This is a genomic window from Rhodococcus indonesiensis (genome assembly GCF_047782815.1).
Classification (GTDB): Bacteria; Actinomycetota; Actinomycetes; order Mycobacteriales; family Mycobacteriaceae; genus Rhodococcus; species Rhodococcus indonesiensis.
The window spans coordinates 4642033-4664672 of the sequence record NZ_CP180630.1 but is presented as its reverse complement, the minus strand read 5'-3'; the positions used below and the strand labels follow the sequence as shown (position 1 = coordinate 4664672).

The 22640-nt window shown below is 68.9% G+C and carries 23 protein-coding genes and 2 riboswitches; of the genes, 14 read left to right on the top strand and 9 right to left on the bottom strand.

The annotated features are described in order from the left end of the window. Window positions 1-9: 9 nt before the first annotated feature. The 5 genes from ACM26Y_RS21325 to ACM26Y_RS21305 form a co-directional block, all read right to left on the bottom strand. The gene (locus tag ACM26Y_RS21325) at window positions 10-468 is read right to left on the bottom strand and encodes a nuclear transport factor 2 family protein (RefSeq protein WP_416061884.1); all 459 of its coding nucleotides are present in this window, start codon (window positions 466-468) and stop codon (window positions 10-12) included. Further along, window positions 465-1355: a hypothetical protein gene (locus tag ACM26Y_RS21320; protein WP_003939172.1), complete on the bottom strand. Its 891-nt coding sequence runs from the start codon at window positions 1353-1355 to the stop codon at window positions 465-467. The genes ACM26Y_RS21325 and ACM26Y_RS21320 overlap by 4 nt, the downstream gene beginning before the upstream one ends. Before the next feature lie 43 nt (window positions 1356-1398). Continuing rightward, window positions 1399-2538 (bottom strand): 12-oxophytodienoate reductase, encoded by a 1140-nt coding sequence (locus ACM26Y_RS21315; RefSeq protein ID WP_416061883.1) that lies wholly within the window; start codon window positions 2536-2538, stop codon window positions 1399-1401. A gap of 207 nt (window positions 2539-2745) precedes the next feature. Beyond that, window positions 2746-3498, bottom strand: a complete 753-nt coding sequence (locus tag ACM26Y_RS21310; protein ID WP_054371312.1) for an SDR family NAD(P)-dependent oxidoreductase — start codon at window positions 3496-3498, stop codon at window positions 2746-2748. A 17-nt stretch (window positions 3499-3515) separates the two neighbouring features. After that, a complete protein-coding gene (locus ACM26Y_RS21305; RefSeq protein WP_416061882.1) occupies window positions 3516-4454 on the bottom strand; it encodes a 3-oxoacyl-ACP reductase in 939 nt (312 codons plus the stop codon). Window positions 4455-4738: 284 nt separating this feature from the next. Between ACM26Y_RS21305 and ACM26Y_RS21300 the strand changes: the two genes are divergently transcribed. Continuing rightward, complete coding sequence (locus ACM26Y_RS21300) at window positions 4739-6361, top strand: acyl-CoA synthetase (protein ID WP_416061881.1); 1623 nt, start codon at window positions 4739-4741, stop codon at window positions 6359-6361. A 66-nt stretch (window positions 6362-6427) separates the two neighbouring features. Here ACM26Y_RS21300 and ACM26Y_RS21295 read toward each other — a convergent pair whose 3' ends face one another. Both ACM26Y_RS21295 and ACM26Y_RS21290 read right to left on the bottom strand, forming a co-directional pair. After that, the gene (locus ACM26Y_RS21295) at window positions 6428-6922 is read right to left on the bottom strand and encodes a nuclear transport factor 2 family protein (RefSeq protein WP_003934795.1); all 495 of its coding nucleotides are present in this window, start codon (window positions 6920-6922) and stop codon (window positions 6428-6430) included. Further along, window positions 6919-7818, bottom strand: a complete 900-nt coding sequence (locus tag ACM26Y_RS21290) for a TIGR03619 family F420-dependent LLM class oxidoreductase (RefSeq protein ID WP_416061880.1) — start codon at window positions 7816-7818, stop codon at window positions 6919-6921. Before ACM26Y_RS21290 ends, ACM26Y_RS21295 begins: the two co-directional genes overlap by 4 nt. A gap of 246 nt (window positions 7819-8064) precedes the next feature. On the opposite strand from ACM26Y_RS21290, the gene ACM26Y_RS21285 reads away from it, so the two are divergent. The 9 genes from ACM26Y_RS21285 (at window position 8065) to ACM26Y_RS21245 (ending at window position 16555) form a co-directional block, all read left to right on the top strand. Then, on the top strand, window positions 8065-8958 hold the full coding sequence (locus tag ACM26Y_RS21285) for an IclR family transcriptional regulator (protein ID WP_040781113.1): 894 nt from the start codon (window positions 8065-8067) through the stop codon (window positions 8956-8958). A 404-nt stretch (window positions 8959-9362) separates the two neighbouring features. Further along, window positions 9363-9656 carry a hypothetical protein gene (locus ACM26Y_RS21280; protein WP_289378065.1) on the top strand — a complete coding sequence of 98 codons (294 nt, stop codon included), beginning with the start codon at window positions 9363-9365 and terminating at the stop codon, window positions 9654-9656. A 22-nt stretch (window positions 9657-9678) separates the two neighbouring features. After that, on the top strand, window positions 9679-9942 hold the full coding sequence (locus tag ACM26Y_RS21275) for a hypothetical protein (protein ID WP_416061879.1): 264 nt from the start codon (window positions 9679-9681) through the stop codon (window positions 9940-9942). Window positions 9943-10223: 281 nt separating this feature from the next. Then, the gene (locus tag ACM26Y_RS21270; protein ID WP_416061878.1) at window positions 10224-11189 is read left to right on the top strand and encodes a thiamine pyrophosphate-dependent dehydrogenase E1 component subunit alpha; all 966 of its coding nucleotides are present in this window, start codon (window positions 10224-10226) and stop codon (window positions 11187-11189) included. A 14-nt stretch (window positions 11190-11203) separates the two neighbouring features. Continuing rightward, window positions 11204-12235 (top strand): alpha-ketoacid dehydrogenase subunit beta, encoded by a 1032-nt coding sequence (locus tag ACM26Y_RS21265; protein WP_017679840.1) that lies wholly within the window; start codon window positions 11204-11206, stop codon window positions 12233-12235. 1 nt (window position 12236) lies between these two features. Next, window positions 12237-13787, top strand: coding sequence for a 2-oxo acid dehydrogenase subunit E2 (locus tag ACM26Y_RS21260; protein ID WP_416061877.1), 1551 nt, complete (start codon window positions 12237-12239; stop codon window positions 13785-13787). A gap of 10 nt (window positions 13788-13797) precedes the next feature. Continuing rightward, window positions 13798-15198 (top strand): dihydrolipoyl dehydrogenase, encoded by a 1401-nt coding sequence (lpdA, locus tag ACM26Y_RS21255; protein ID WP_416061876.1) that lies wholly within the window; start codon window positions 13798-13800, stop codon window positions 15196-15198. 74 nt (window positions 15199-15272) lie between these two features. After that, a complete protein-coding gene (gene lipA, locus ACM26Y_RS21250) occupies window positions 15273-16286 on the top strand; it encodes a lipoyl synthase (RefSeq protein WP_416061875.1) in 1014 nt (337 codons plus the stop codon). Next, a complete protein-coding gene (locus ACM26Y_RS21245) occupies window positions 16283-16555 on the top strand; it encodes a DUF3263 domain-containing protein (RefSeq protein WP_003934784.1) in 273 nt (90 codons plus the stop codon). Before lipA ends, ACM26Y_RS21245 begins: the two co-directional genes overlap by 4 nt. Here the strand turns inward: ACM26Y_RS21245 and ACM26Y_RS21240 are convergent. Further along, a complete protein-coding gene (locus ACM26Y_RS21240; RefSeq protein ID WP_416063724.1) occupies window positions 16548-17675 on the bottom strand; it encodes a GAF domain-containing protein in 1128 nt (375 codons plus the stop codon). The two genes, ACM26Y_RS21245 and ACM26Y_RS21240, sit on opposite strands and share 8 nt — an antisense overlap. A 338-nt stretch (window positions 17676-18013) precedes the next feature. After that, window positions 18014-18109: riboswitch (TPP riboswitch) on the top strand. Between ACM26Y_RS21240 and thiD the strand changes: the two genes are divergently transcribed. The 3 genes from thiD to ACM26Y_RS21225 all read left to right on the top strand — a co-directional run bounded on the left by thiD (window position 18100) and on the right by ACM26Y_RS21225 (window position 21269). Next, window positions 18100-18927, top strand: coding sequence for a bifunctional hydroxymethylpyrimidine kinase/phosphomethylpyrimidine kinase (thiD, locus tag ACM26Y_RS21235; protein ID WP_416061874.1), 828 nt, complete (start codon window positions 18100-18102; stop codon window positions 18925-18927). Its footprint overlaps the riboswitch before it by 10 nt. Before the next feature lie 128 nt (window positions 18928-19055). Next, window positions 19056-19148: riboswitch (TPP riboswitch) on the top strand. Between the two features lie 52 nt (window positions 19149-19200). Then, complete coding sequence (locus ACM26Y_RS21230; protein WP_416061873.1) at window positions 19201-19965, top strand: 3-oxoacyl-ACP reductase; 765 nt, start codon at window positions 19201-19203, stop codon at window positions 19963-19965. Continuing rightward, window positions 19965-21269 (top strand): LLM class flavin-dependent oxidoreductase, encoded by a 1305-nt coding sequence (locus tag ACM26Y_RS21225; protein ID WP_416061872.1) that lies wholly within the window; start codon window positions 19965-19967, stop codon window positions 21267-21269. Before ACM26Y_RS21230 ends, ACM26Y_RS21225 begins: the two co-directional genes overlap by 1 nt. Window positions 21270-21312: 43 nt before the next feature. On the opposite strand, the gene ACM26Y_RS21220 is transcribed toward ACM26Y_RS21225, so the two are convergent. Beyond that, window positions 21313-21816: an FBP domain-containing protein gene (locus ACM26Y_RS21220; protein WP_416061871.1), complete on the bottom strand. Its 504-nt coding sequence runs from the start codon at window positions 21814-21816 to the stop codon at window positions 21313-21315. A 57-nt stretch (window positions 21817-21873) separates the two neighbouring features. Between ACM26Y_RS21220 and ACM26Y_RS21215 the strand changes: the two genes are divergently transcribed. Continuing rightward, window positions 21874-22545, top strand: coding sequence for a TetR family transcriptional regulator (locus tag ACM26Y_RS21215; RefSeq protein ID WP_416061870.1), 672 nt, complete (start codon window positions 21874-21876; stop codon window positions 22543-22545). Window positions 22546-22640: the final 95 nt, after the last annotated feature.

The window sequence follows — 22640 nt, the reverse complement described above, 5'->3', positions numbered from 1 at the left end:
ATTTTCCCTTCACTCGGATCGGAGCAACGTCACTTCACGGTCGGCGGTGAGATCGACGACCAGTTCCCGGCGCGAGATGCGCCAGCCGCCGGGCCCGCGCCGGTACTCGTCCCGGTAGCGGACGGACACCGCGTAGTCCCGGTACCCCTCACCGCTCGGGTACACGTGGTGCGCCTCGCAGTACAGCTCGCCGCGGGCACGGTCGCCGTCGAGGTCGACCACGTGCTGGCCGAGGACGTGGCGCGTGGAGTGCAGGTGCGCGACCGCGGCGAGCACGCCGTCGGCGATCGGTCCCGCGCCGGCGAGTACCGGGTCGTGCCCGCGACGGACCAGCCCGGGCGGCTGCACGAACTCGGCGTCGTCGGTGAAGAGCGAACGCAGCACGGCCGGCTCACGGCGGTCGACGGCACGGGCGTACCGGGCGACGACGTCCGCGAGTTCGAGGCGATCCTCGAATGGACTGCTCATGCCGGCATTCTCCACCGGTCGACACCCGGAGCTCGATCCTCGTCCCACTGATCGGTCGGCGGATCGGTCGGAGCAGAGGCCGCGCCGGGACGGGTGAAGCGCAGGACCGGGCAGCTGCCCGGGTGGTCGGCGACGGTCACGACGAGACCGGCGTGGTCGGTGACGGCGGGCAGCAGTGCGGCGTACGTCGTCGCGAGCGCGTCGGCGAACGTGCGCCGGTGCGGATTCACCGGTCCCGCAGCGCCGGGACGCAGCAAGGAGGTCGTCGCGGTCCCGCCGGGGGGCGACGCGTGGTGCTCGCCGGTGACCACGACGTGGTCGAAGCGGTCGGCGGTGATCTGGTCGTCGTGGTTCTCGATCCCGACGAGCACCGCGATGTGGGCGGGGTCGAGCAGGGCTGCGGCGGCGTCCGACAGCACCCGCACGGTGCGCGGCAGTCCGTGGGCGGGCATCAGCACGGCGCGGTGACCGGTGCCGATCGCGCTGACCCACGGTCCCAGGAGCGAGAACAGGGGAGCGGTGCGGCTTCCCACGATGGCCACCGTCCCGGCGTCGTGATGCGGGCCGCAGTGCCACAGCGCCCCCGACGGTCCGGGTATCCGGTAGGTGGGCCGACCGGCGCTGTCCCAGCCTTCCAACGACTCCCGGACCCGGTGCAGTGCCGTCAGGGACGTGAGGATGTCGTCCATGACCACGTGCGTCGGCAGTTGTCCGTCGAAGTCCGCGTGGACCGCCTCGGTGAGCGGCTTGTGGTGTTGCACGAGCAGATCGATCATGGCGCGGACGGGCCGGACCCGCTGGCCCGGATCGGTGGCCGACGCCGTGGCCGGCGTCCGGCGCTGCCGGTCGAGCACAGCGGAAAGTTGCTCGGGGAACGAGGATCCCATGGAGGCCTCCTGTCGTCACCGCCGCGCACCCGCCCGTTCGGGGTCAGGTCAGCGACGCTTCGTGGATCGCGCGGTCGAATTCGGGCAACGGCCCCCCGGACCGCAGGGTGGTCGCGAGGGCCGGGTCGGCCAGGTGCAGGCGGCCGACCGCGATGAGGTCGAATTCGCCGTTGTCGATCCGCCGTTCGACCTCGTGGACGTTGTCGTCGATCGGGGCCGAGCCGCTGATCCGGCTCTCCCGCAGCGACTTGCCGATGCCGACGCTGCCGACGGCCATGGTGGTCACGCCTGTCAGCTGCTTGGCCCAGCCGGCGAGGGAGAGGTCGCTGCCCTCGAAGGCGGGGGTGTCGAAACGCCGGATGCTCGCGTCGAGGATGTCGACGCCGGCCTCGACGAGGGCACCGAGGATCACCTTCAGTTCGTCGGGCGTCTCGGCGATGCGCGCGGTGTAGTTCTGCTGCTTGTGCTGCGAGAAGCGGAACACGATGGGCAGATCGTCGCCGATCTCGGCGCGGATGGCCGCGACGACGGCCGCGGGGAATCGGGTGCGCCGCTCGAGGTCACCGCCCCACGCGTCGGTACGGGTGTTGGTGCCCTCCCACAGGAACGAGTCCAGCAGGTAGCCGTGCCCGCCGTGCAGCGCGATGCCGTCGAATCCGGCCTCCGCGGCGGCCGCAGCGGCGCGAGCGTAGGCTGCGATCACGTCGGCGATGTCCTGCTCGGTCATCGCCTCCGTCGGCCGGGTGGCCCACGCGACGTAGTCCTCCGGGTACGAGGTGATGCCCAGGGTGCCCCAGCTGCCCGACGGGCGCATCGGCTTCAGCGCGGGATCGACCGCGCTCATCGCGCCCCACAGCGGTCCGACGTGCCACAGCTGCGGGACGATCCGGCCCCCGGCGTCGTGTACTTCGTCGACGACCCGGCGCCAGCCCGCGAGCGCCTCGGCGCCGTGCATGCGCGGCACCCGCGGATTGTCCACGGCCGTCGGGTGATCGATGGCGACACCCTCGGTGACGATCAGGCCGGTCCCGCCCGCGGCCCGCCGCCGGTAGTACGCGGCGACGTCCTCGCCCGGCACACCGTCGATCGAGTACGACCGCGTCATCGGTGACATCACGATGCGGTTCGCCAGCTCCAGCGAACGCACACGGAGCGGGCGGAACAGGGGGGAGGAGGCAGCCATGCGGTCGAAACCCTCTCTCGGACGGTACGGGCGTGACCTGCCGTGCGGCAGGCCGGGTATGGAAGCGGCCCGCCGGCCGGGTACGACACCGGCCGGCGGGCCTGTAGGACGCAGATTTCCACGCGGCGCCGGCGCTGTCGACCGGGTGTCCCACTCAGTGCGATGGACCCGGCGCGACGGAACCCGGCGCGGTGGGCCGGCGGCCGATCAGCGCAGCTTGATGCTGCCGCCGTCGGCCATCAGCGTCTGTCCCGTCATGTACTTCGAGTCGTCGGAGGCGAGGAACACCACCACCGGCGCGATGTCCGTCTCCGGGTCGCCGATGCGCTGCAACGGCACCTTCGCCGCCGCGGCGGCCGCCCGGTCGGGGAAGGCCTGCTGCCAGGCCTGCACGCCTTCGGTCGCGGCGAACGGGCACACGACGTTGACGCGGATGCCGTCGGCGGCCCACTCGTTCGCAGCCACCCGGCTGACCGCCCGGATCGCCTCCTTGGCCGCCGCGTACGACGTCTGCGTCGGCATGCCGTCGAGCGCGGATCCGGAGCCGAAGTTGACGACGGAACCGCGGGCCTCCTTCAGCTGGGGGTAGCAGGCCTGCATGAGGTGCACGGTGGGGTAGAAGCCCGTGCCGAACGACAGCTCGAACATCTCCGGGGTGTGCTCGAGCAGCGGTGCCTGGCGCGACGCGTGCGCGTTGTTGACCAGGATGTCGATGCCGCCGAACGCCGCGACGGCGGCATCGCGGATCTGTTCCGCACTCTCGCGCCGGGAGATGTCGGCCTGCAGGAACTTCGCCTCGCCGCCGGCGCCGGTCAGCTCGGCTTCGAGCGCGCGGCCGCGGTCGTCGTCGACATCGACGAACAGCACGCGGGCGCCCTCGCGGACGAACACCCGGGTCACGGCGCGGCCGATCCCGCCCGCACCGCCGGTGACGACGGCCGTCTTCCCGCTCAGTTTCACGACCGTGTCCCTTCCGCTCATGCGTCGACGGGGTCGCCCGTGGCGAGCGCGACCTTCTCCAGCTCGGCCACACTGTAGGCGGCGTAGGTCTCGTACGGGCCGCGACCGGAGAAGTAGGACGAGAGCTGGTCGCCGAGTTCGTCGACGGTGAACGCGGAGCCCGCGGCGTCGAAGCGGTGCTCGACCTTGGGGGCCTCCATGAGCGCGACCATCTTGCCGTACACGACGAAGACCTGGCCGTTGACCTTGTCGGAGGCGGGGGAGGCGAGGTACCGGACCAGCGTGGCCACTCGTTCGGGCGCGAGCGGGTCCAGGCCCGACGCGCCGGTGTTGCTCTCGCCGAACGCGTCCGCCGTCATGGCCGTGCGGGCGCGCGGGCAGATGGCGTTGGCCCGCACTCCGTAGCGCGACAGGCCCTGGGCGGTCGACAGGGTCAGGGCGGTGATGCCGGCCTTGGCGGCCGAGTAGTTGGGCTGCCCGGCCGAGCCGAACAGGAACGCCTCGGAGGAGGTGTTGATCACGCGGCCGTAGACCGGTCCGTTCGCGTCCTTCGACGCCTGCCGCCAGTGCACGGCCGCGGCGCGCGACGTCGCAGCGTGGCCCTTGAGGTGTACCCGGATCACGTCGTCCCAGTCCGACTCGGACAGGTTGAAGATCATCTTGTCGCGCAGGATGCCGGCGTTGTTGACCAGGATGTCCATCGATCCGAACTCGGTGACCGCCGTGCGGACGAGTTCCTCGCCGAGCGCCCAGTCCGAGACGTCGCCGGTGACGGCGACGGCGCGGCCTCCGGCGGCGCGGATCTCGTCGACGACGTCGTGGGCGGCGGCGCCCATGTCGTTGACGACGACGGCGGCACCGGCGTCGGCGAGGGCGAGGGCTTCGGCGCGGCCGAGGCCGGCGCCTGCTCCGGTGACGACGGCGGTGCGGCCGTCGAGGGTCGTGTTCTGGGTCATGGTGGGCTCCTTGGGTCCGTGCGGAGGTGCGGAACGATGACTGAAAACTAGTATTCATTCTATTACTTGCGCAAGGGCGTCCTCGGACCGTGGTCCCCGGATGGCGGGGCGGTCCTCGGGGACTGCAGCCAGGCCCGGGACCCGGCTCCCCGTCGTCGCTGTCCGGCCTTTGATCCCGAAACGAGAATATGTTCTACTTAGGCCGCTGTGATCCGCGGCACACACGCGACGATCGCGTGGTCGTGCGCGTCCTCACCCACCCACGAACCCCGGAAGGACCCGCGATGTCTCTGAACCTGGCCGATCTCACCGAGGCCGTCGTCGATGCGATACCCGACCGGACGGCCCTGATCTGCGGGGACGAGTCCCGGACGTACGCCGAGTTCGACGCCCGCGCCAACCGGGTCGCGCACCACCTCGCGGCCGTCGGGGTGGCGGCAGGTGATCATGTGGGCCTGCACATGCGCAACAGCCTCGAATTCCTCGAGGTCATGTTGGGCTGCTTGAAGATTCGCGCGGTGCCGGTGAACATCAACTTCCGCTACGTGGGTGCCGAGCTCGTGCACCTCTACACCGATGCAGACCTCGTGGCACTCGTGATCGACGACGAGTTCGCCGACGTCGCGGCGCAGGCCGTGCCGCACACCTCACAGCTGCGGCGCATCGTCGTCGTCGGAAGTGCGGAGACGGCGGCACTCGAACAGGCTGCGGCAGGTGTGGGTGCGACCGTGGCTCGGTATGCGGAAGCGGTGGAGAGCGCCTCGGCGGAGCGGGATTTCGGTGAGCGTAGCGGCGACGACCGGTACATCCTCTACACCGGCGGCACGACGGGCATGCCCAAGGGAGTGATGTGGCGGCACGAGGACTTCTACTTCGCGGCGCTGGCCGGCGGCAACCCCTACGGCGAACCGCACCGCAGCTCTGCCGATCTCGCCGCGGCCGCCGCGGCGAACGAGCACCCGATGTCCTATCTCGTCACGGCGCCGCTCATGCACGGGGCCGCGATGTACTCGGTGCTGATGGGGCTGTTCGCGGGTGCGAAGCAGGTGCTGATGCGGTCGTTCGAGCCGATCGAGGCGCTACGCCTGATCGACCGGCACCGGATCGCGATCGTGATGGTGGTCGGCGACGCCATCAGCCGGCCGCTGGCCGACGCGGTGGCCGCACGCGGCAAGGAGTTCGACCTGAGTTCTCTGCTGGTCATCGGCTCCGGCGGAGCGCTGTGGTCGGCGAGTGTCCGCGCGCAACTGGCGGAGTTGCTGCCGAACGTCTACCTGCGCAACTCCTTCGGCTCGTCGGAAGCGGGCGCGACCGGCACCGTCGACGCCGGCGCGGACGGGCGTGCCCGGATCTCCCCGTCGCCGACACTGCGGGTGGTCGACACGGATCTGACCGAGGTCGAGCCCGGCTCGGAGACCATCGGCTACCTCGCTCGCATCGGCCACGTCCCCCTCGGCTACTACAACGACCCGGACAAGTCCGCGGCGACGTTCCCCGAACGCGACGGCGTGCGCATGTGCCTGCTCGGTGACCTGGCCACCGTGGAGGCGGACGGCTCGATCGTCGTGCTCGGCCGGGGCTCGGCCTGCATCAACACCGGCGGCGAGAAGGTCTACGCGGAGGAGGTCGAGGAGGCCGTCAAGAGCCATCCGGCCGTCCTCGACGCGGTCGTGGCGGGCATCCCGGACCCGCTCCTGGGTGAGCGGGTCTCGGTGGCCGTGCAGTTCCGTCCCGGGGTGACAGCGCCCTCGGCCAGGGAACTGACCGACCACTGCCGGACCCTGATCGCCGGGTACAAGATCCCGAAGACGATCGTGCCGGTTCCCGAGGTGCTGCGTTCGCCCGCGGGGAAGGCGGACTACCGGTGGGCCAAGGCGACGCTCGAGAACGCGACCGTCGACGCCTGACGCGGTCGGACACGCACACGGCCGGCCCCGGATGCGGGGCCGGCCGTCACCGGGTCAGCGGCCGGGTCAGCGGCCGGCGCGGGCGAGCAGCTCACGCGACTCGTCGCGGCCGTCGAGCACCCGGGCCGTGCGCTTGCGGATCCGCCACCGGCCGTCGTTCTTGACGAGTTCGAAGCGGTTGGCCGTCACGCGCCAGACGCGGAAGCCGTTTTCGTCGTGACGCAGCAGCTGCGAGTGGCAGGTGGCCACGGCCGTGTCGCCCTCGACCCGGATGTGCACGGGGTCGAGGAGGTGTCCGCATCCTTCGTGGATGTAGTCCTGGTGCGGCCGCGTGCGCACCATCTCCATGATCTCCTTGCGGCCGTTCATGATTCGCATGTCGACGTCGTAGACGGCGTCCTCGGTCCACAGTTCGCCCACCGCGTCGGCGTCACCGGCGTCGACGGCGGGGCCGTAGGCGGTGACGATCTCCTGGACGGCGATCTTGTCCTCGAGGAGCTGGACGCGGGCGAGGAGGGACTGGACGAGCTCTGCGGTGTCGGTCGCTGCGGTGTCGGTCATCGGGTCTCCTGTTCGGATGGTTCGGCCGGGGCGAAGTCCAGCCCCAGGTCGGTGCCGAGTGCCCGCAGACACTCGAGCTGTTCGCAGTAGTGGGTCACGTCGGTCGCGGCGACGGTCGCCCCTACGACGGTGGCGCCGGCCTTGCGACGTCGTTCCAGGGACCGGACGGTGCGCTCGGGCGCGCCCAGCGGGTCGAGGGGCGCCCCGGTGTCGAGAACGACGTCGAAGCCCGCCGGGAGGTCCACCCGGCCCAGCATCGCGGTCAGATCGGGCAGGGGCAGCCCGAACGGCACCCAACCGTCGCCGTGGGCGACGGCGCGGCGCAGCGAGCGCAGCGTGCGCCCCCCGATCCACAGCGGGACGCGGGGTTGGACGGCGTGCGGCTCGACGAGCAGGTTCTGGAATTCGTAATAGGAGCCGTGGTACTCCGGCAGGCGTCGGGACAACGCGGCGCGCAACGCGGCCAGGGCGTCGTCGGCGCGGGGGCCCCGGTCTTCGAAGGATGCGCCGAGGAGGTCGAACTCCTCGCGCAGGCTGCCCACCCCGAGGCCGAGCGTCAGCCGCCCGCCGCTGAGGACGTCGAGGGTGCCGTAGCGTTTGGCGATCTCGAGCGGGTGGTGGTAGCCGAGGACGAGTACCTGGGTGGCGAGCCGGATGCGCTGCGTCCGGGCGGCGAGATAGCTCAGGGTCGCGAGCGGATCCCAGTAGGTGCCGCCGCGGGCGGCTGCGACGTCCACCGGGACGGCGACGTGCTCACTGCAGGTCAGATGGTGGAAGCCGAGCCGATCGGCGGCCCGGGCCACCCGGACGAGGTCGTCGACGCCGGCGGTGCGTTCCCACGGGGAGTGCACGCCGGGGTGCTGGACCACGACGGGGCTGACGATTCCGATGCGCATGCGAGCCTCTCCGCTGCCGGGACTGGGAGGGTGTCGGTCCGTTGTACCGGACCGCGCCGCTCCGTCGCGGCCGACGTTCCGATGAGCGGGATCCGGGGTCGACCGCGGATGCGAGGCGCGCGAGGGTCGCAGGTGGGAAATTCGCGCCCCCGATCACTACTGGTGGCGAGAGTGAGCTGATACACTTTCAGAATTCATTTCAGTTTTCCCGCTCCCCCCGGGAGCAGAAGTATCGGGAGGCCGCAGATGGCAGTCGTCGAAGCAACGGAACCGACAGCTACCTCCGCCCCGCGGCGCGACGTGCCGCCGTCGATGGTCGAACGGATGACACTCATCCTCGACGCGTTCGAGGGCCGGTCCTCGCGGCTGACGCTGGAGGAGGTGGCCTGCCGCACCCGGTTGCCCCGCTCGACCGTGCACCGCATCCTCGATCAGCTCGTGAAGCTGAACTGGGTCGATCACGCATCCTTCGGCTACTGCCTCGGCCGGCGGGCGCTCGGTCTCGGCGGCGGGGACGGTGGCCACGGGGAGATCCGGGCGTCGGCGGCGCCGCTCCTGCACGAGCTGCACATGCAGACCGGCATGGTCGTTCATCTCGCCGTCCTCGACGGGGCCGAGAGCGTCTACCTCGACAAGGTCGGCGGCCGGTTCGCCACGGCACTGCCGTCGCGGGTGGGCGGCCGGGCCCCGGCGTACACCACCGCCGGCGGCAAGGCGATGCTCGCCTGGCTCGAGCCCGAGCGCGTCGACGACCTGTACGAGCGGCGCCTGGCCCGCCGCACCGAACACACCATCGGTGACCTCGCGACTCTGCACCAGGAACTCAGCCGGATCCGGCAGCGGCGCGGTCTGTCGTTCGAGCGCAGCGAGTCCGTGCGCGGCGTCGCATGCGTCGCCGTCGCTGTGCGCGGGCACGACGGTCCGGTTGCGGCGATCTCGCTGTGCGGCGACGCCCGCACCGCGCAGCTCGAGCGGGTCGCACCGCTCGTGGTGGACGCCGCCCGGGAGGTCTCCCGCAGTCTCTACCCCGAACTCGGCGCCCCGCGCCGGGGCCGCCGGGCGCCCGAGCCCCCCGAGAGCACGTGGTCGCCGGATGCGATGGACCGCCTGCTGTCGGTCCAGAGCGGACAGTGGCTCTGAGGAATCTCCCGACCGGGACGCGCCGACGACGATTCGTCGGCGCGTCCTGCTCCGCCACCAGGGAACTGCGTCCGGGCCACCACCCGGGCGCGTGATCCGACACCGGCGTATCGGAGACGCCGGGACTACCTGAGTCGGCACAGCCGGATTCTCGAGCCGGGGTCCGGCACATCGGTCGGTCGGTCGAGGTTTCCTACTGCGAGTCGGTCTGCGGTGCCGAAGTGTCGACTGCCCGTCGGTACCGGGACCCGCCTCTCGCTCCGTGCCGGTCTTGTTCCGACTCGCGCCGCGGCGGTCTCCGCCGGAGAACGGTGTCCGAGGTGTGCGCCCGAGACGGGTCTTCACCGCCGGTCGCGATGGGATACTGAACGAGGGGTGCCGTAACCCGACGCAGGAGTCCAGCGATGACCGACCACCGAGAGCATGCAGACCACGACCACACCCACGGCGAATCCTGCGGGCACGTAGCCGTCCCGCATGGTGACCACGTCGACTACGTGCACGACGGGCATCTGCACCGGGCCCACGACGGGCACGTCGACGAGTGCGAGCCCACCGAGCACCACGTCCACGAAGGACACGACCACACCCACGGCGAGGGCTGTGGGCACGTGGCCGTCCCGCACGGCGACCACGTCGACTACATCCACGACGGGCATCGGCACGCCGCGCACGAGGGGCACTACGACGACCACTGACCGGCAGAACCCGACCCGGGGCGTGAGCGAGCCGCGCATCCGGGCGTTCTGTGAGCGGAATCTGCGCTGGAGATGGGTGCTGCTGGGTGGCGTCTGCAGCATCGGGGCACTGCTGGGGGTCACGCCGATCCGTGTCGCGGTGGTCGGTGCCTGGCTGATCCTGCTGGGTATAGCGGTGTTCTCTCTGCGCCACCGGCCGATCGGAGCACCGGTGGCCTCGTTCGGCCTCGGAGTGCTGACACCGGCCGCCGTTCCGACGGCGCTGGATCTGCTCGACTCGCTGTGAGTTCCAGCCATGGGCCGGTAGCCGCGGCACCGGCCCACTTCGGGCAGGCCACAGCGGTCGCCGCCGAACCGCGTTCCGTGCGGCGGTCGACCCGGTTGTCACCGCGAGTGCCCGCGCGGCGTCCGGGCTGCAATCCGCTGCAACGTTGAGTTGGCTCGCACCCTCTCCCTACATTCGTGACCTGGGTTACACGGCGTGAGACGGGAACCGTCCCGAAGTCTCGTCACGCTCGGGGCCTGGCCCTGTGCGGCCGGCCCTCAGGCAGAAAGCAGAGGAGAGCAATGGCGCTGAACAAGAGTGCATTACTGAGCGCGTATCGCAAGATGTCGGAGATCCGCGAATTCGAGGACCGGTTGCACGAGGAGAACGCGACCGGTGACATCCCGGGGTTCATCCACCTGTACTCGGGGCAGGAAGCGATCGCAGTCGGTGTGTGCGAGAACCTGAACGACACCGACTACATCGGCTCCACCCACCGCGGGCACGGCCACTGCATTGCCAAGGGGTGTGACCTCGACGGGATGATGGCCGAAATCTTCGGCAAGAACGACGGATTGTGCCACGGCAAGGGCGGATCGATGCACATCGCCGACCTGTCGGTCGGCATGCTCGGCGCGAACGCAATCGTCGGCGGTGCCCCGTCGCTGGCGATCGGCGCTGCGCTGAGCGCCAAGACCCTGGGGAACGGCGGTGTCGCGGCCTCGTTCACCGGCGACGGCGGATCCAATCAGGGCACCGTGTTCGAGGCCATGAACATGGCAGTCGTGCTCGAGTTGCCGATCGTCTTCGTCATCGAGAACAACGGATTCGGTGAGGCCACCGGCCGCGACTATGCGGTCGGCACACCGAGTATCGCTGCGCGCGCCGCGTCGTTCGGGATGCCCGCAACCACCGTCGACGGTACCGACTTCTTCGAGGTGCACGAGGCAGCGCGCGAGGCGGTCGAGCGAGCCCGCAGAGGAGGCGGTCCCTCCACCATCGAGGCGGTGGCACACCGCTGGCACGGCCACTTCGAGGGCGACGCGCAGCTGTACCGCACCGCGGAGCAGGTCGCCGAACTCCGCAGGACCCAGGATCCGCTGGTGAAGTTCCGCGCGAAGGTCGACGGCAAGAAGGTCACGGCGAAGGAACTCGATGCGATCGAGGCCGGGGCTCGTGAACGGGTCGACGTCGCCGTCACGAAGGCGCGAGCTGCCGAGTACCCGCCGCTGACGAACCTGCTGACCGACGTCTACGTGTCGTACTGAGAGAGAGAACGAGAATGACCACGTCGAAGACGACATATCGCGAAGCGATCAAGGCCGCACTCGCGCAGGAGATGCAGCGGGACGCGACGGTCGTGCAGATCGGTGAGGACCTGCGCGGCGGTCACGCCGGCACCAATCCGGAACTCGAGTCCGGGAAGGTGGAGGCGTTCGGCGGCGTGCTGGGGGTGACGAAGGGTCTGTGGACCGAGTTCGGTTCCGACCGGGTCATCGACACCCCGATCACCGAGTCCGCGATCATCGGCATGGCAGCCGGTGCTGCTCTGACCGGGCTGCGTCCGGTGGCCGAATTGATGTTCATGGACTTCTTCGGAGTCTGCTACGACGCGCTCTACAACCAGGCCGCGAAGTTCCGGTACATGTTCGGCGGCAAGGCCCGCACCCCGCTGGTGGTGCGGGGCATGATCGGCGCCGGATTCTCCGCCGCCGCCCAGCACTCGCAGTCACCGTACAACGTCTTCGCCGCCGTTCCCGGCCTCAAGGTCGTCGCCCCGTCGAACGCCTACGACGCCAAAGGCCTGCTGATCCAGTCGATTCGCGACGACGATCCCGTCGTGTTCTGCGAACACAAGACACTCTACGACGTCAAGGGCGAGGTTCCGGACGAGCCGTACACGATCCCGTTCGGTGTCGCCAACTACACCCGTGAAGGCACGGACGTCACGATCATCGCGCTGTCGGCGATGGTGAACGCCGCCAACACCGCCGCGGACAAGCTGGCTGCCGAGGGGATCTCCGTCGAGGTCGTCGACCCCCGCACGGTGTCGCCCCTCGACGAGGAGGGCATCCTCGAATCCGTCGCCTCCACCGGCCGGGTAGTGATCGCCGACGAGTCCGCGGCGCGCTGCGGGTTCGGTCACGACGTCGCCGCGCTGATCGCGACGCGTGCGTTCGGGTCACTGAAGGCGCCGATCGAACTGGTCACCCCGCCGCACACCCCGGTGCCGTTCTCCCCGGTCCTCGAGCAGGCGTGGCTGCCGAACGCCGCTCGGATCGAGGCCGCCGTCCGCAAGGTTGTGAGTGCCTGACATGAGTGAGATCAAACTGATCGAAGTTCCCAAGTGGGGCCTGTCCATGGAGGAAGGCACCGTGGCGGAGTGGCTGGTCGAGGAGGGAGCATCCTTTTCGAAGGGCGACCTGATCTGCGAGATCGAGACCAGCAAGATCGCCAACCAGTTGGAGGCGCCGTTCGACGGGGTGCTCCGACGGGTCGTCGCCAAGCCGGGGGAGACGTTGCCGGTCGGTGCGGTGCTGGCGGTGTCCGCCGAGGCTGCAGTCTCCGACGCCGAAATCGAGGAATTCCTCGCCGGCATCGGGGCAGACCAGCTGCCGACCCCGGCCGAGTCCGGGCGCTCACCGGGCGGACAGCCCACCGCCGCGCAGCCGGATCTCCAGAGCAGCCCGCCGGCGTCGGCGGCCCACGAATCGGTACCGGTGACCGGGGCGGCCACCGGGTCCCGTCAGCGTCCCGGTGCGACGATCGTTCCCGCTGCCCTGCGAGGACGGACGAACGGTGACGTGTTTGCGACCCCGCACGCCCACCGCCTGGCAGACGAGTTGTCGATCGACCTGGCCCGTGTGACAGGGACCGGCCGGGGCGGCCGGATCTCCGTTGCCGACATCCACGACACGATCCGGGCGGGCGGTGGAACCGTCGCACCACAGCCGTCGCCGACGCCGTCAGGTATTCCGGGACGTTCCTTCGAGGACGACACCGCCATCCCGGCAACCCCCGTGGCCCGACGTCTGGCCGCATCCCTCGGGATCAATCTGCACGACTGCCGCGCCACCGGTTCACGCGGCCGGGTGTGTGAGGCCGACGTTCGCGAGGCCGAGCGCCGGTTCCGGCTGCAACCGGAAGTCGTCGCAGCGCCCGAACCCGTCGCGGAGGCGGAGTTCGAGACGATTCCGTTCACGGCGATGCGCAAGGCGATCGGGCAGCGGTTGCAGGAGTCGAAGCGCAGCGCCCCGCACTTCCGGCTCACCGCGGACCTGCAGATCGACGACCTTCTCGCCTTGCGGACGAAGATCAATGCGACCGTGCCCGCCGTCAAGCTGTCGGTCAACGACTTCGTCGTCAAGGCGTGTGCCGCGGCGCTGCGGAAGGTACCCGATGTCAACGTTCAGTTCGACGAGGCGACACAGTCGGTGCTGCGCTATGCAAGTGCCGACATCTCGGTGGCTGTCGCACTGCCGTCGGGTCTGATCACCCCGATCGTGCGCGGGGCCGATGGCAAGACTCTCGCCGAGATCTCCGGGGAGGTGCAGTCGCTGGTGACCAAGGCCAAGACCGGGAAACTGACGGCCGACGAGTTTCAGGGCGGCACTTTCACGGTGTCCAATCTCGGCATGTTCGGTGTGCGGGAATTCGACGCGATCATCAACCCACCGCAGGGCGCCATCCTCGCAGTCGGTGCCGGACAGGAGCGTCCCGTCGTCGTCGACGGTCAGGTCGTTGCGCGCACGATGCTCACCGTCACGCTCTCGTGCGACCACCGGGTGATCGACGGCGCGCTCGGCGCCACCTTCCTGCGAGAACTCCGGCGTTTCGTCGAGTCACCCGCGCTGATGCTCGTCTGAGAGGTACACCATGACAGAGAAGTACGACGTCATCGTCGTCGGGAGCGGGCCGGGTGGCTATGTCGCGGCCATCCGTGCTGCGCAGCACGGTCTGCGCACCGCCGTCGTCGAGCGGGACCGGCTCGGGGGGATCTGCCTGAACTGGGGGTGCATCCCTACCAAGGCGTTGCTGCACGGTGCCGATGTCGCCCACACGCTGGCGAACCTTCGGCCGCTCGGGTTCAGTGCCAGCGGTGTGGAATTCGACATGGCACGCCTCGTCGAGTTCAGCCGGTCGGTGTCGGGGCGACTGTCCGACGGCATCGGCTACCTGATGAAGAAGAACGGCATCGACGTCGTCCGGGGGTCGGCGCGGCTGCTCGACAAGGGAGTCGTCGCCGTGACGGCCGCGGACGAGTCGGTGTCCGAGTACCGGGCCGACCACGTCATCCTGGCCACCGGGGCCCGGCCCCGTTCGGTTCCCGGTGTCGTGCCCGACGGCGACCGGGTCTGGACATACTTCGAGGCTCTGGTCCCGTCGGAGCTTCCGAAGTCCTTGCTGGTCATCGGCTCCGGCGCCATCGGCGTCGAATTCGCGAGTCTGTACAACGATCTCGGCACCGACGTCACCCTCGTCGAATTGGCCCCGCAGATCATGCCGATCGAGGACGCTGCCGTCGCGGGCCATGTACGGCGGCAGTTCGAGAAGCGAGGCATCAGGATTCACACCGGCGCCTCGGTGTCCGAACTGACGGTCGGCACGAACGCCGTCACCGTGGCCGTCCGGTCGGCCGACGGAACGATCGACGAGTCGACCGTGGACAGAGTACTCGTCGCGGCCGGAATCCAGGGCAACGTCGAGGACCTCGGTCTCGAGGAACTCGGTGTCGAGGTCGATCGCGGATTCGTCACCACCGACCAGTGGTGTCGCACCACCGCATTCGGCGTGTACGCGATCGGTGACGTGGCGGGCGCACCTTGCCTCGCCCACAAGGCAAGCCACGAAGCCGTCCTGTGTGTGGACAAGCTCGCCGGTGCGGATCACGTCCGGCCGTTGGACCGCGACTACGTTCCGGGCTGTACCTACGCGCGGCCGCAGGTCGCCAGCCTCGGTCTCACCGAAGAACGAGCCCGTGCGACCGGCCGTCGCCTGCAGATCGGGCAGTTCGATCTGCAGGCGTCCGGAAAGGCGCTCGCGATCGGCGAAGCCGACGGGTTCGTGAAGACGATCTTCGACGCCGACAGCGGCGAACTCCTCGGTGCCCACATGGTCGGCCCGGATGTCACCGAGCAGATTCAGGGATTCGGCATCGCTCGATCCCTGGAGGCGACCGCCGACGATCTCGCCGAGGTCGTCTTCGCGCACCCGACGCTGTCGGAGGCGATGCACGAATCGGTTCTGGCCGCGCTGGGCCGTCCGATCAACATGTAGCAAGTCCCGCCGAACCGCGGACCCGCGTGGAACCGCGGTTCGGCGGGAACCCACGCCCAGGAATCGAACGAAACGTGAATCCCATACCTGGAACAACACCCGACGCGCCGGTCCCGTCGGGCCGCAGGTTGCTTCGACTGGAGGTCCGCAATGCGCAAACCCCCGTCGAACGCAAGCCGAACTGGATCAAGACCCGCGTCAAGAACAGTCCCGCGTACGCCGAACTCGAGAGCCTGGTCGAACGCGAAGGACTGCACACGGTGTGTGCGGAAGCCGGCTGCCCCAACATCTTCGAATGCTGGGCAGACCGCGAAGCCACGTTCCTGATCGGCGGTCGGCAGTGCACGCGCCGCTGCGACTTCTGTCAGATCGACACCGGCAAACCCGCCGACCTCGACCGGGATGAGCCCCGCCGCGTCGCCGAGTCCGTGCAGGCGATGGGACTTCGGTACGCCACCGTCACCGGGGTTGCCCGCGACGACCTGCCCGACGGCGGCGCATGGCTCTACGCCGAGACCGTCCGACAGATCCACGCCCTCAACCCCGGCACCGGCGTCGAGAATCTCGTCCCCGACTTCAGCGGACGGCCGGACCTGCTGGCCGAGGTGTTCGACTCCCGGCCCGAGGTGCTCGCCCACAACCTCGAGACCGTGCCGCGGCTCTTCAAGCGGATCCGTCCCGCGTTTCGCTACGAACGCTCGCTCGGTGTGCTCGCCGCGGCCCGCGACTTCGGCCTGATCACCAAATCGAACCTGATCCTCGGTATGGGGGAGACCCCACAGGAAGTGCAGCAGGCGATGATCGACCTGCACGATGCCGGCTGCGACATCCTCACCATCACCCAGTATCTGCGTCCCTCGCCGCGACACCACCCGGTCGAGCGGTGGGTCGAGCCGGAAGAATTTGTCGAACACTCGAAAGCCGCCGAGGAGATCGGTTTCGCCGGCGTCCTGGCGGGGCCGCTCGTGCGTTCCTCGTATCGCGCCGGCCGCCTCTACGCCGACGCCATGGCCCACCACGACCGTGAACTCACTTCTCCCCTCAGTCATCTCGCCGAATCGCACCCGCCAGGAGTTCGACCCACATGAGTTCCGCCACCGAAGACGACCGCATCATCGACTTCGCCCGTCGCTGGCTGCCCTACGGCGGCGGAAGTCCCGGAGACCTTCTGGTCGAATTCGGAATGACCCCAGCCGGTTACCTGACCCGGCTGGGGGAGATCCTCGACAGCCCCGCCGCCTTACGACTGCACCCCCGACTACGTGCGGACCTGCGCGACTTCGTCGCTGCGCGCACCTCTGCCTCGCGCGCCGCGCCGAATCGGAGCGACCAGGTTCGGAGGCGGAATGTCACCTGATCACACGAACTTCGACACCGTCAGCGAACCGGTACGGCTGGGGCGTCAGCACAGGGCCGAGGCTCTTGCGCAGCCGGGAGACCTCGGCGCGGACGGCAACGATGTGGTCCCGGTCGCCGAACAGGGCCTCGCTCAACGACGCGGCATCGATGCCGGCCGACCGGGTACGTGCCAATACCCTCAGAATCTGCGCGTGCCGCGGTGACAGGGCACGCGTCCATTCCATCTCCCCCCGCACCGTCGCCCGAGGGGCCGTCCCCAGGTCGAGTTCGAGTCGGATGGCCGCCCGTTCCGCGCGGCGGCGCACCAACCATGCGTCACCGAGCGGTTCGGGTACGCAAAGTCCGAGACCGGGCACGAGCAGCGGTCGGTCGGCCTCCGGTGAGGCCAGTCGTTCGGGAACGCCGATGCCGCTGGCTGCCACGACCCATCCGTGACCGTCCACGACGACGGCAGGCCCGCACGTCCTTGCCAGCACCGGCGCCGCATCGGTACGGAGCCTGTCGAGGTGGACGGCATGCTCGCGCCAGAGCATCGACTCGGCCAACCGCACAGCCGTCTGCACGAGGGCCACGGTGGCCGGATGCACCGACATCGCCGACCCGCTGATATCCAGTACGCCGAGGACCTCGCCGGAGCGTGGATCGTGGACCGGTGACCCCGTACACGACCAGCCGTAGTGGGACCGGGCATAGTGTTCGGCCGAAAAAAGCTGTACCGGAGCGTCTTCGACCAGCGACGTGCCGACAGAATTGGTGCCTACCGACTTCTCCGACCAGCGGGCGCCTTCCACGAATCCGAGGACGTCGGCTTCCCTCTGCACGTCACGTGCACCTTCTCGCCACAGCACCACCCCGTCCGAGTCAGCGACGACCACGATGAAGTTCGCGTCGCTCGCCATTTCGGTCAAGGTGCCGCGTAGTTCGGGCAGAACCGACCTCAGGGCGCTTCGTGCACGGCGCGCTTCGAGTTCGGAGACGTCCGCGAGTACCACGTCCTCACACCGGGCGGGACTGACGCCGTCTGCCTGGAGACGCGACCACGACCGGGCGACAACGTCACGCGGAGGCACCGGCGGCGTCCGGCCGGACATCACCGCGTCGTGGACGTCGCTCAACAATCGGGCGCGTCGCGACAAGTCTTCTCCGGAACCGAAAGCGAGCAACCGCTGGCGCGCCGAACTGGCCCTACTCACAGCGTCCAGCCTACCGTCAGGGGGTCAGCCGCACCATGTCCCCTGCCGTCTGCGGCCACCCCAACAGCAAACCCGTCGACGAGTTCGCACATTCGGCGAGACGCGGGTCGACCGGCACACTGCTTGGACAAGAACGTTCCGCACGAACGCTTTCGGTCCTCGGGCCCACGCTTCTGCCGTGCGGCCCGCCTGGGTGGGCGCGGCAAGTGGGCCCGCCACAGCCCAGACCCACGGGGCCGCCGAACGAAGTCGACGCCTATGATCCTCTCGACACGGGGTGCCCGGGTAAGAGGGCTGAGATCACACCCGTCGAACCTGCTCTAGTTCGTACTAGCGAAGGGATGTCCGAATGACGATGTCTGCTGTTCCACCGCCGCGAGTGCTTTCCATTGCCGGTACGGATCCGACCGGCGGCGCCGGCATCCAGGCGGACCTGAAGAGCATTGCCGCGCATCGAGGCTACGGAATGGCGGTGGTCACGGCGTTGGTCGCCCAGAACACCTGCGGCGTGCGCAGTGTCCACCTTCCTCCGGCATCGTTTCTCACCGCTCAACTCGAAGCGGTCAGCGACGATGTCACCGTCGACGCCGTCAAGATCGGCATGCTCGCCGAGACCGATCAGGTGCAAGCCGTCGCCGAATGGCTTGCCACGGTCGCGCCCCCCGTGGTTGTGCTCGATCCGGTCATCGTCGCCACCAGCGGCGACCGGTTGCTCAGCCGCGAGGCCGAAGGCGCGCTCGAAGACCTCATTCCCCAGGTCCATCTGATCACGCCGAACGTTCCCGAACTCGCAGTCCTCAGTTCCACGTCTCCGGCCGACTCCTGGGAGGAACTGCTCGGGCAGGCCCATGAGATTGCCGATCGCTACGGGGTGGCGGTGTTGGCCAAGGGCGGACATCTTCCTGGAGACACCGTCTACGACACCGTCATCGGCCCTGTAGCGGGGGAGGACGATGCGGTCGTGGTCGACAGTCCCCGCATACGCACCTCGAACACGCACGGCACCGGTTGCTCGCTGTCGGCAGCCATGGCTACCCTTCGGCCGCAGCGAGAAAGCTGGGATGCCGCGCTCGAGGAAGCCAAACGGTGGCTCACCGCAGGCATCGAAGCAGGCAGGGAGTTGCATGTCGGTCGCGGCCACGGCCCTGTCCACCACTTCGTCGATCTGTGGACGTGACCTGCTGCGAGGAACAATGCTGCCGTGCACGTCGTCCTCGTGCCGGCTGGGACCCCGGGCAGTCTCGTGAGTTGCCCGAAGTGACAGTGATGTTCGACGGACGGGCATAACCGGGGTAGTCTTGCGACGGACTCGACACGGGGTGCCGGAAACGGCTGAGAGACAGACCCGTCGAACCTGATCTCGATCATGCGAGCGAAGGGATGCCGAGCCGGCGCGGCCGTGTGGTCCGTCGCTGCGGTGAACCCCTTCCCACCGAAGGGAAACAACACAATGCTCTTGCAGAACCAGACGGTACTCGTCACCGGCGCCGGGCGCGGTCTCGGTCACCACCTCGCGCAGTCGTTCGCCGACGAGGGCGCCGCCGTCGTAGTCAACTACCGCAACAGCAGCGACGCCGCCCACGCCCTTGCCCAGAAGATCGGCTCGGACCGCGCTGTCGCGCTGGCCGCCGACGTGACCGACCCCGCCCAGATCGACGCCATGCTCACACAGGCCAGGAAGCACTTCGGCCGACCGGTCACCACCGTCGTCAACAACGCGCTGCCCGACTTCTCCTTCAACGGCGACGCGCGCCGCAGAGCCGACCAGATTGGCTACGGCGATTTCGCCGCTCAACTCGACGGTATCGTCGGCGGCGCGGTCAACACGATCCAGGCGGTTCTGCCCGGCATGCGCGAGGCCGGCGGCGGCAGCGTCATCAATATCGGCACCAACCTGTTCCAGAACCCGGTGGTGCCGTATCACGACTACACCGCCGCCAAGGCAGCACTGCTGTCGCTGACCCGCACATTCGCGGCAGACCTGGGGCCTGAAGGCATCCGCGTGAACATGGTCTCCGGTGGGCTGCTGCGCACCACCGACGCATCGGCAGCGACCCCCGAGGAGGTATTCGAACTGATCGCCGCCTCCACGCCCCTGCGGAAGGTCACCACCCCGGAGGACTTCGCTGCCGCTGTCCTGTTCTTCGCTTCCGACTGGTCGCGAGCAGTCACCGGTCAGAACCTCGTGGTCGACGGCGGGCTGGTGATGAACTGATGCTGTCCCGCACCCTCCATCTCAATGCCTTTCTCCATGGTGTCGGCCATCATTCGGCGGCGTGGCGGCATCCGACGTCCGCGGCGGAGCGAATCGGGGACATCACCTACTTCGAGGAACTCGCTCGGACAGCCGAGCGTGGCTGCTTCGATGCGGTGTTCTTCGCCGACGGTCACTGCGTGAATCCGAGCTACACGGCCGGGACCACGTGGTTTCTCGAACCCCTGACCGCGCTGTCCGCGATGGCGCGCGCGACGAAACGCATCGGGCTGGTCACCACGGTGTCCGCGAGCTTCTACACACCGTTCCATGCGGCGCGGATGCTCGCGTCGCTGGACCACATCAGCGGTGGACGGGCCGGGGTGAACATCGTGACCTCGATGTTCGACGCGGAGGCCCGCAATCACGGGCTCGACGCTCTGCCGGACCATGCCGAGCGTTACGGCCGCGCCGAGGAGTTCATCGAGGTGCTGACTGCGCTGTGGGACTCGTGGGACGAGGCCGGCATCGCCGTCGATCGCGCCGCCGGTCGATACCTCGACGCCGACGCCATCCGTCGGATCGAGCACCGCGGTCAGCACTTCCGCGTCGACGGTCCGCTCACCGTCCCGCGCTGCCCACAGGGGCGTCCGGTGCTGTTCCAGGCAGGAGCGTCGGAGACCGGACGCAGCCTCGCAGCGCGGCACGCCGAAGCGGTGTACTCGGTTTCGTGGGATTCGACCATGGCGCTCGACTTCGCCACCGATCTGCGTGGCCGCGCTGCCGCCGCCGGACGAGATCCCGCGTCGATCGCGATACTTCCGGGCCTCGTCCCCTATGTCGGTCGCACCGAGGACGAGGCCCGGGCAAAGAAGGCGACGTTGGACGCGTTGATCGACATCGACGCCGCGCTCGCCCAGCTCGGCGTCTTCACCGGTCAGGACTACACGGGCCACGATCTCGACGCGCCGGTTGCCGACCTACCGCCCATCGACCAGTTCTCCGGCCCCCAGGGTCGCTACGCAACGGTGCAACGGATCATCGGATCGCACCGGCCCACACTGCGTGGACTGCTCGGCTACCTCGCGGCCGGAGGAGGGCACGCGACGATGATCGGCACGCCCGAGGCGATCGCGGATCGGATCGAGGAGTGGTTCGTCGCCGGCGCCTGCGACGGATTCAACCTGATGTGTCCGGCGTATCCGGATTCGCTGGACGACTTCGTCGACCTGGTAGTCCCGGAACTGCAGCGCCGCGGCCTGTTTCGCACCGCATACCCCGGGACCACATTGCGCGACACGCTGGGACTGTGGTCCTTCGCGTGAAGACGCCCGGGTGACGGCGCCGCCCGGGTAGTGCACAGCGTGGTCACGGATCCTGCTCGTCCAACACCCGCCCGACGAATCCGCCGAGTCGAGTCTCGAGTTGCCGGATCCGAGTCTCGGTGGGCAGTGCTCGATCGGGCTGATTGCCGGGCAGAGGCGCCAGCTCCCGCACATACAGTGAGCATGCGAAGTTACTGCACATGTAGGTTCTGATGCTGTTTCCGGCCTTGCCGCCGGCGCCGGCCTTGCGCGCCGTGAACAGCGACGTCCCACCGGCGCGGTGAACGGCGTGACAGAGGGTGCACATCGTGCTGCGCGACCGGGACCCGTCGGTGTCGGCCTGGCGCAACTCGATGCCGACCGTGTGCTCGGCGCGCTGGGCAATCAGATATGCGCGGAGCGGAGCTCGAGGGTCCGTCCAGCCGAAGAAGTCGAGTTCCGCCCAGCGCACCGCGTCGAAGTCGGGTGGGAACGTCACCGTCCTGATCCTGCTGCGCGAGCTGTTGACGAACGACCCGAGGATCTCGTCGCGGGACAGTGCCTGCATCACCATTCTTCCTTCCACGTTTGATTCATGAAACGTGTGGAGTATAAACTCGCCGGCATGGGTCGCCACAAGGATGTCGAGCGTCGGCGCGCACTCCTCGAGGGCTGTTGCGCCTACGCCGAGGAGCGCGGGCTGTTCGGTCTCACTCTGCGTCCGCTGGCCGAGCGGCTCGAAACGTCGACCAGAAATCTCCTCCACCACTTCGGCAGTCGTGAGAACCTGATCGCCGAGATCGTCGACCGCACTCTGGTGACCCATCTGGCCGCGTCGCGGGAGCTGCTCCTGCGGATCCGCGATCTCTCGGTGGACGAGTCGTCGCCGTCGGTGACCGCCGCCCACGTGACCTCCGTGATCTCGCAGGGGCTCGAGATGGCCTGGGTAGACGCGCACACGCCGGGTGGGCGCCGGCGAACCGCCATGTTCTTCGAGATCTATACCGCAGCGACGCGGGATCCCGAGCTGCAGCAGACATTCCTCGTCCCCGTGGTAACCGAATGGCTCGACCCCATGGCCGCGGCGATCGAGGCCGCGGGCGCGTCACCGGGCGCGGCACGGTCCGTCGCCTCACGCATCCTCGCGGCCCATCGGGGTCTCCTCCTCGAGGATCTCGCGCTCGGCTGCAACGTCGCCACCGATGCAGCGCATCGGGACGCCGTCCTGACGGTCCGTGCCGAGATCTTCCGTGCGACTTCCTCCGACCTGCACGAGGTGCATGACGCGGCGAAGTGAGCGGCCCGCCGGTGGTTCGTCACGCTTCCGATTCCCGCGCTGTTCCGGGCTTTCCCGGCGTCGCCGGCCGGGGTGGTATCGAGCCCCGGCTCGGT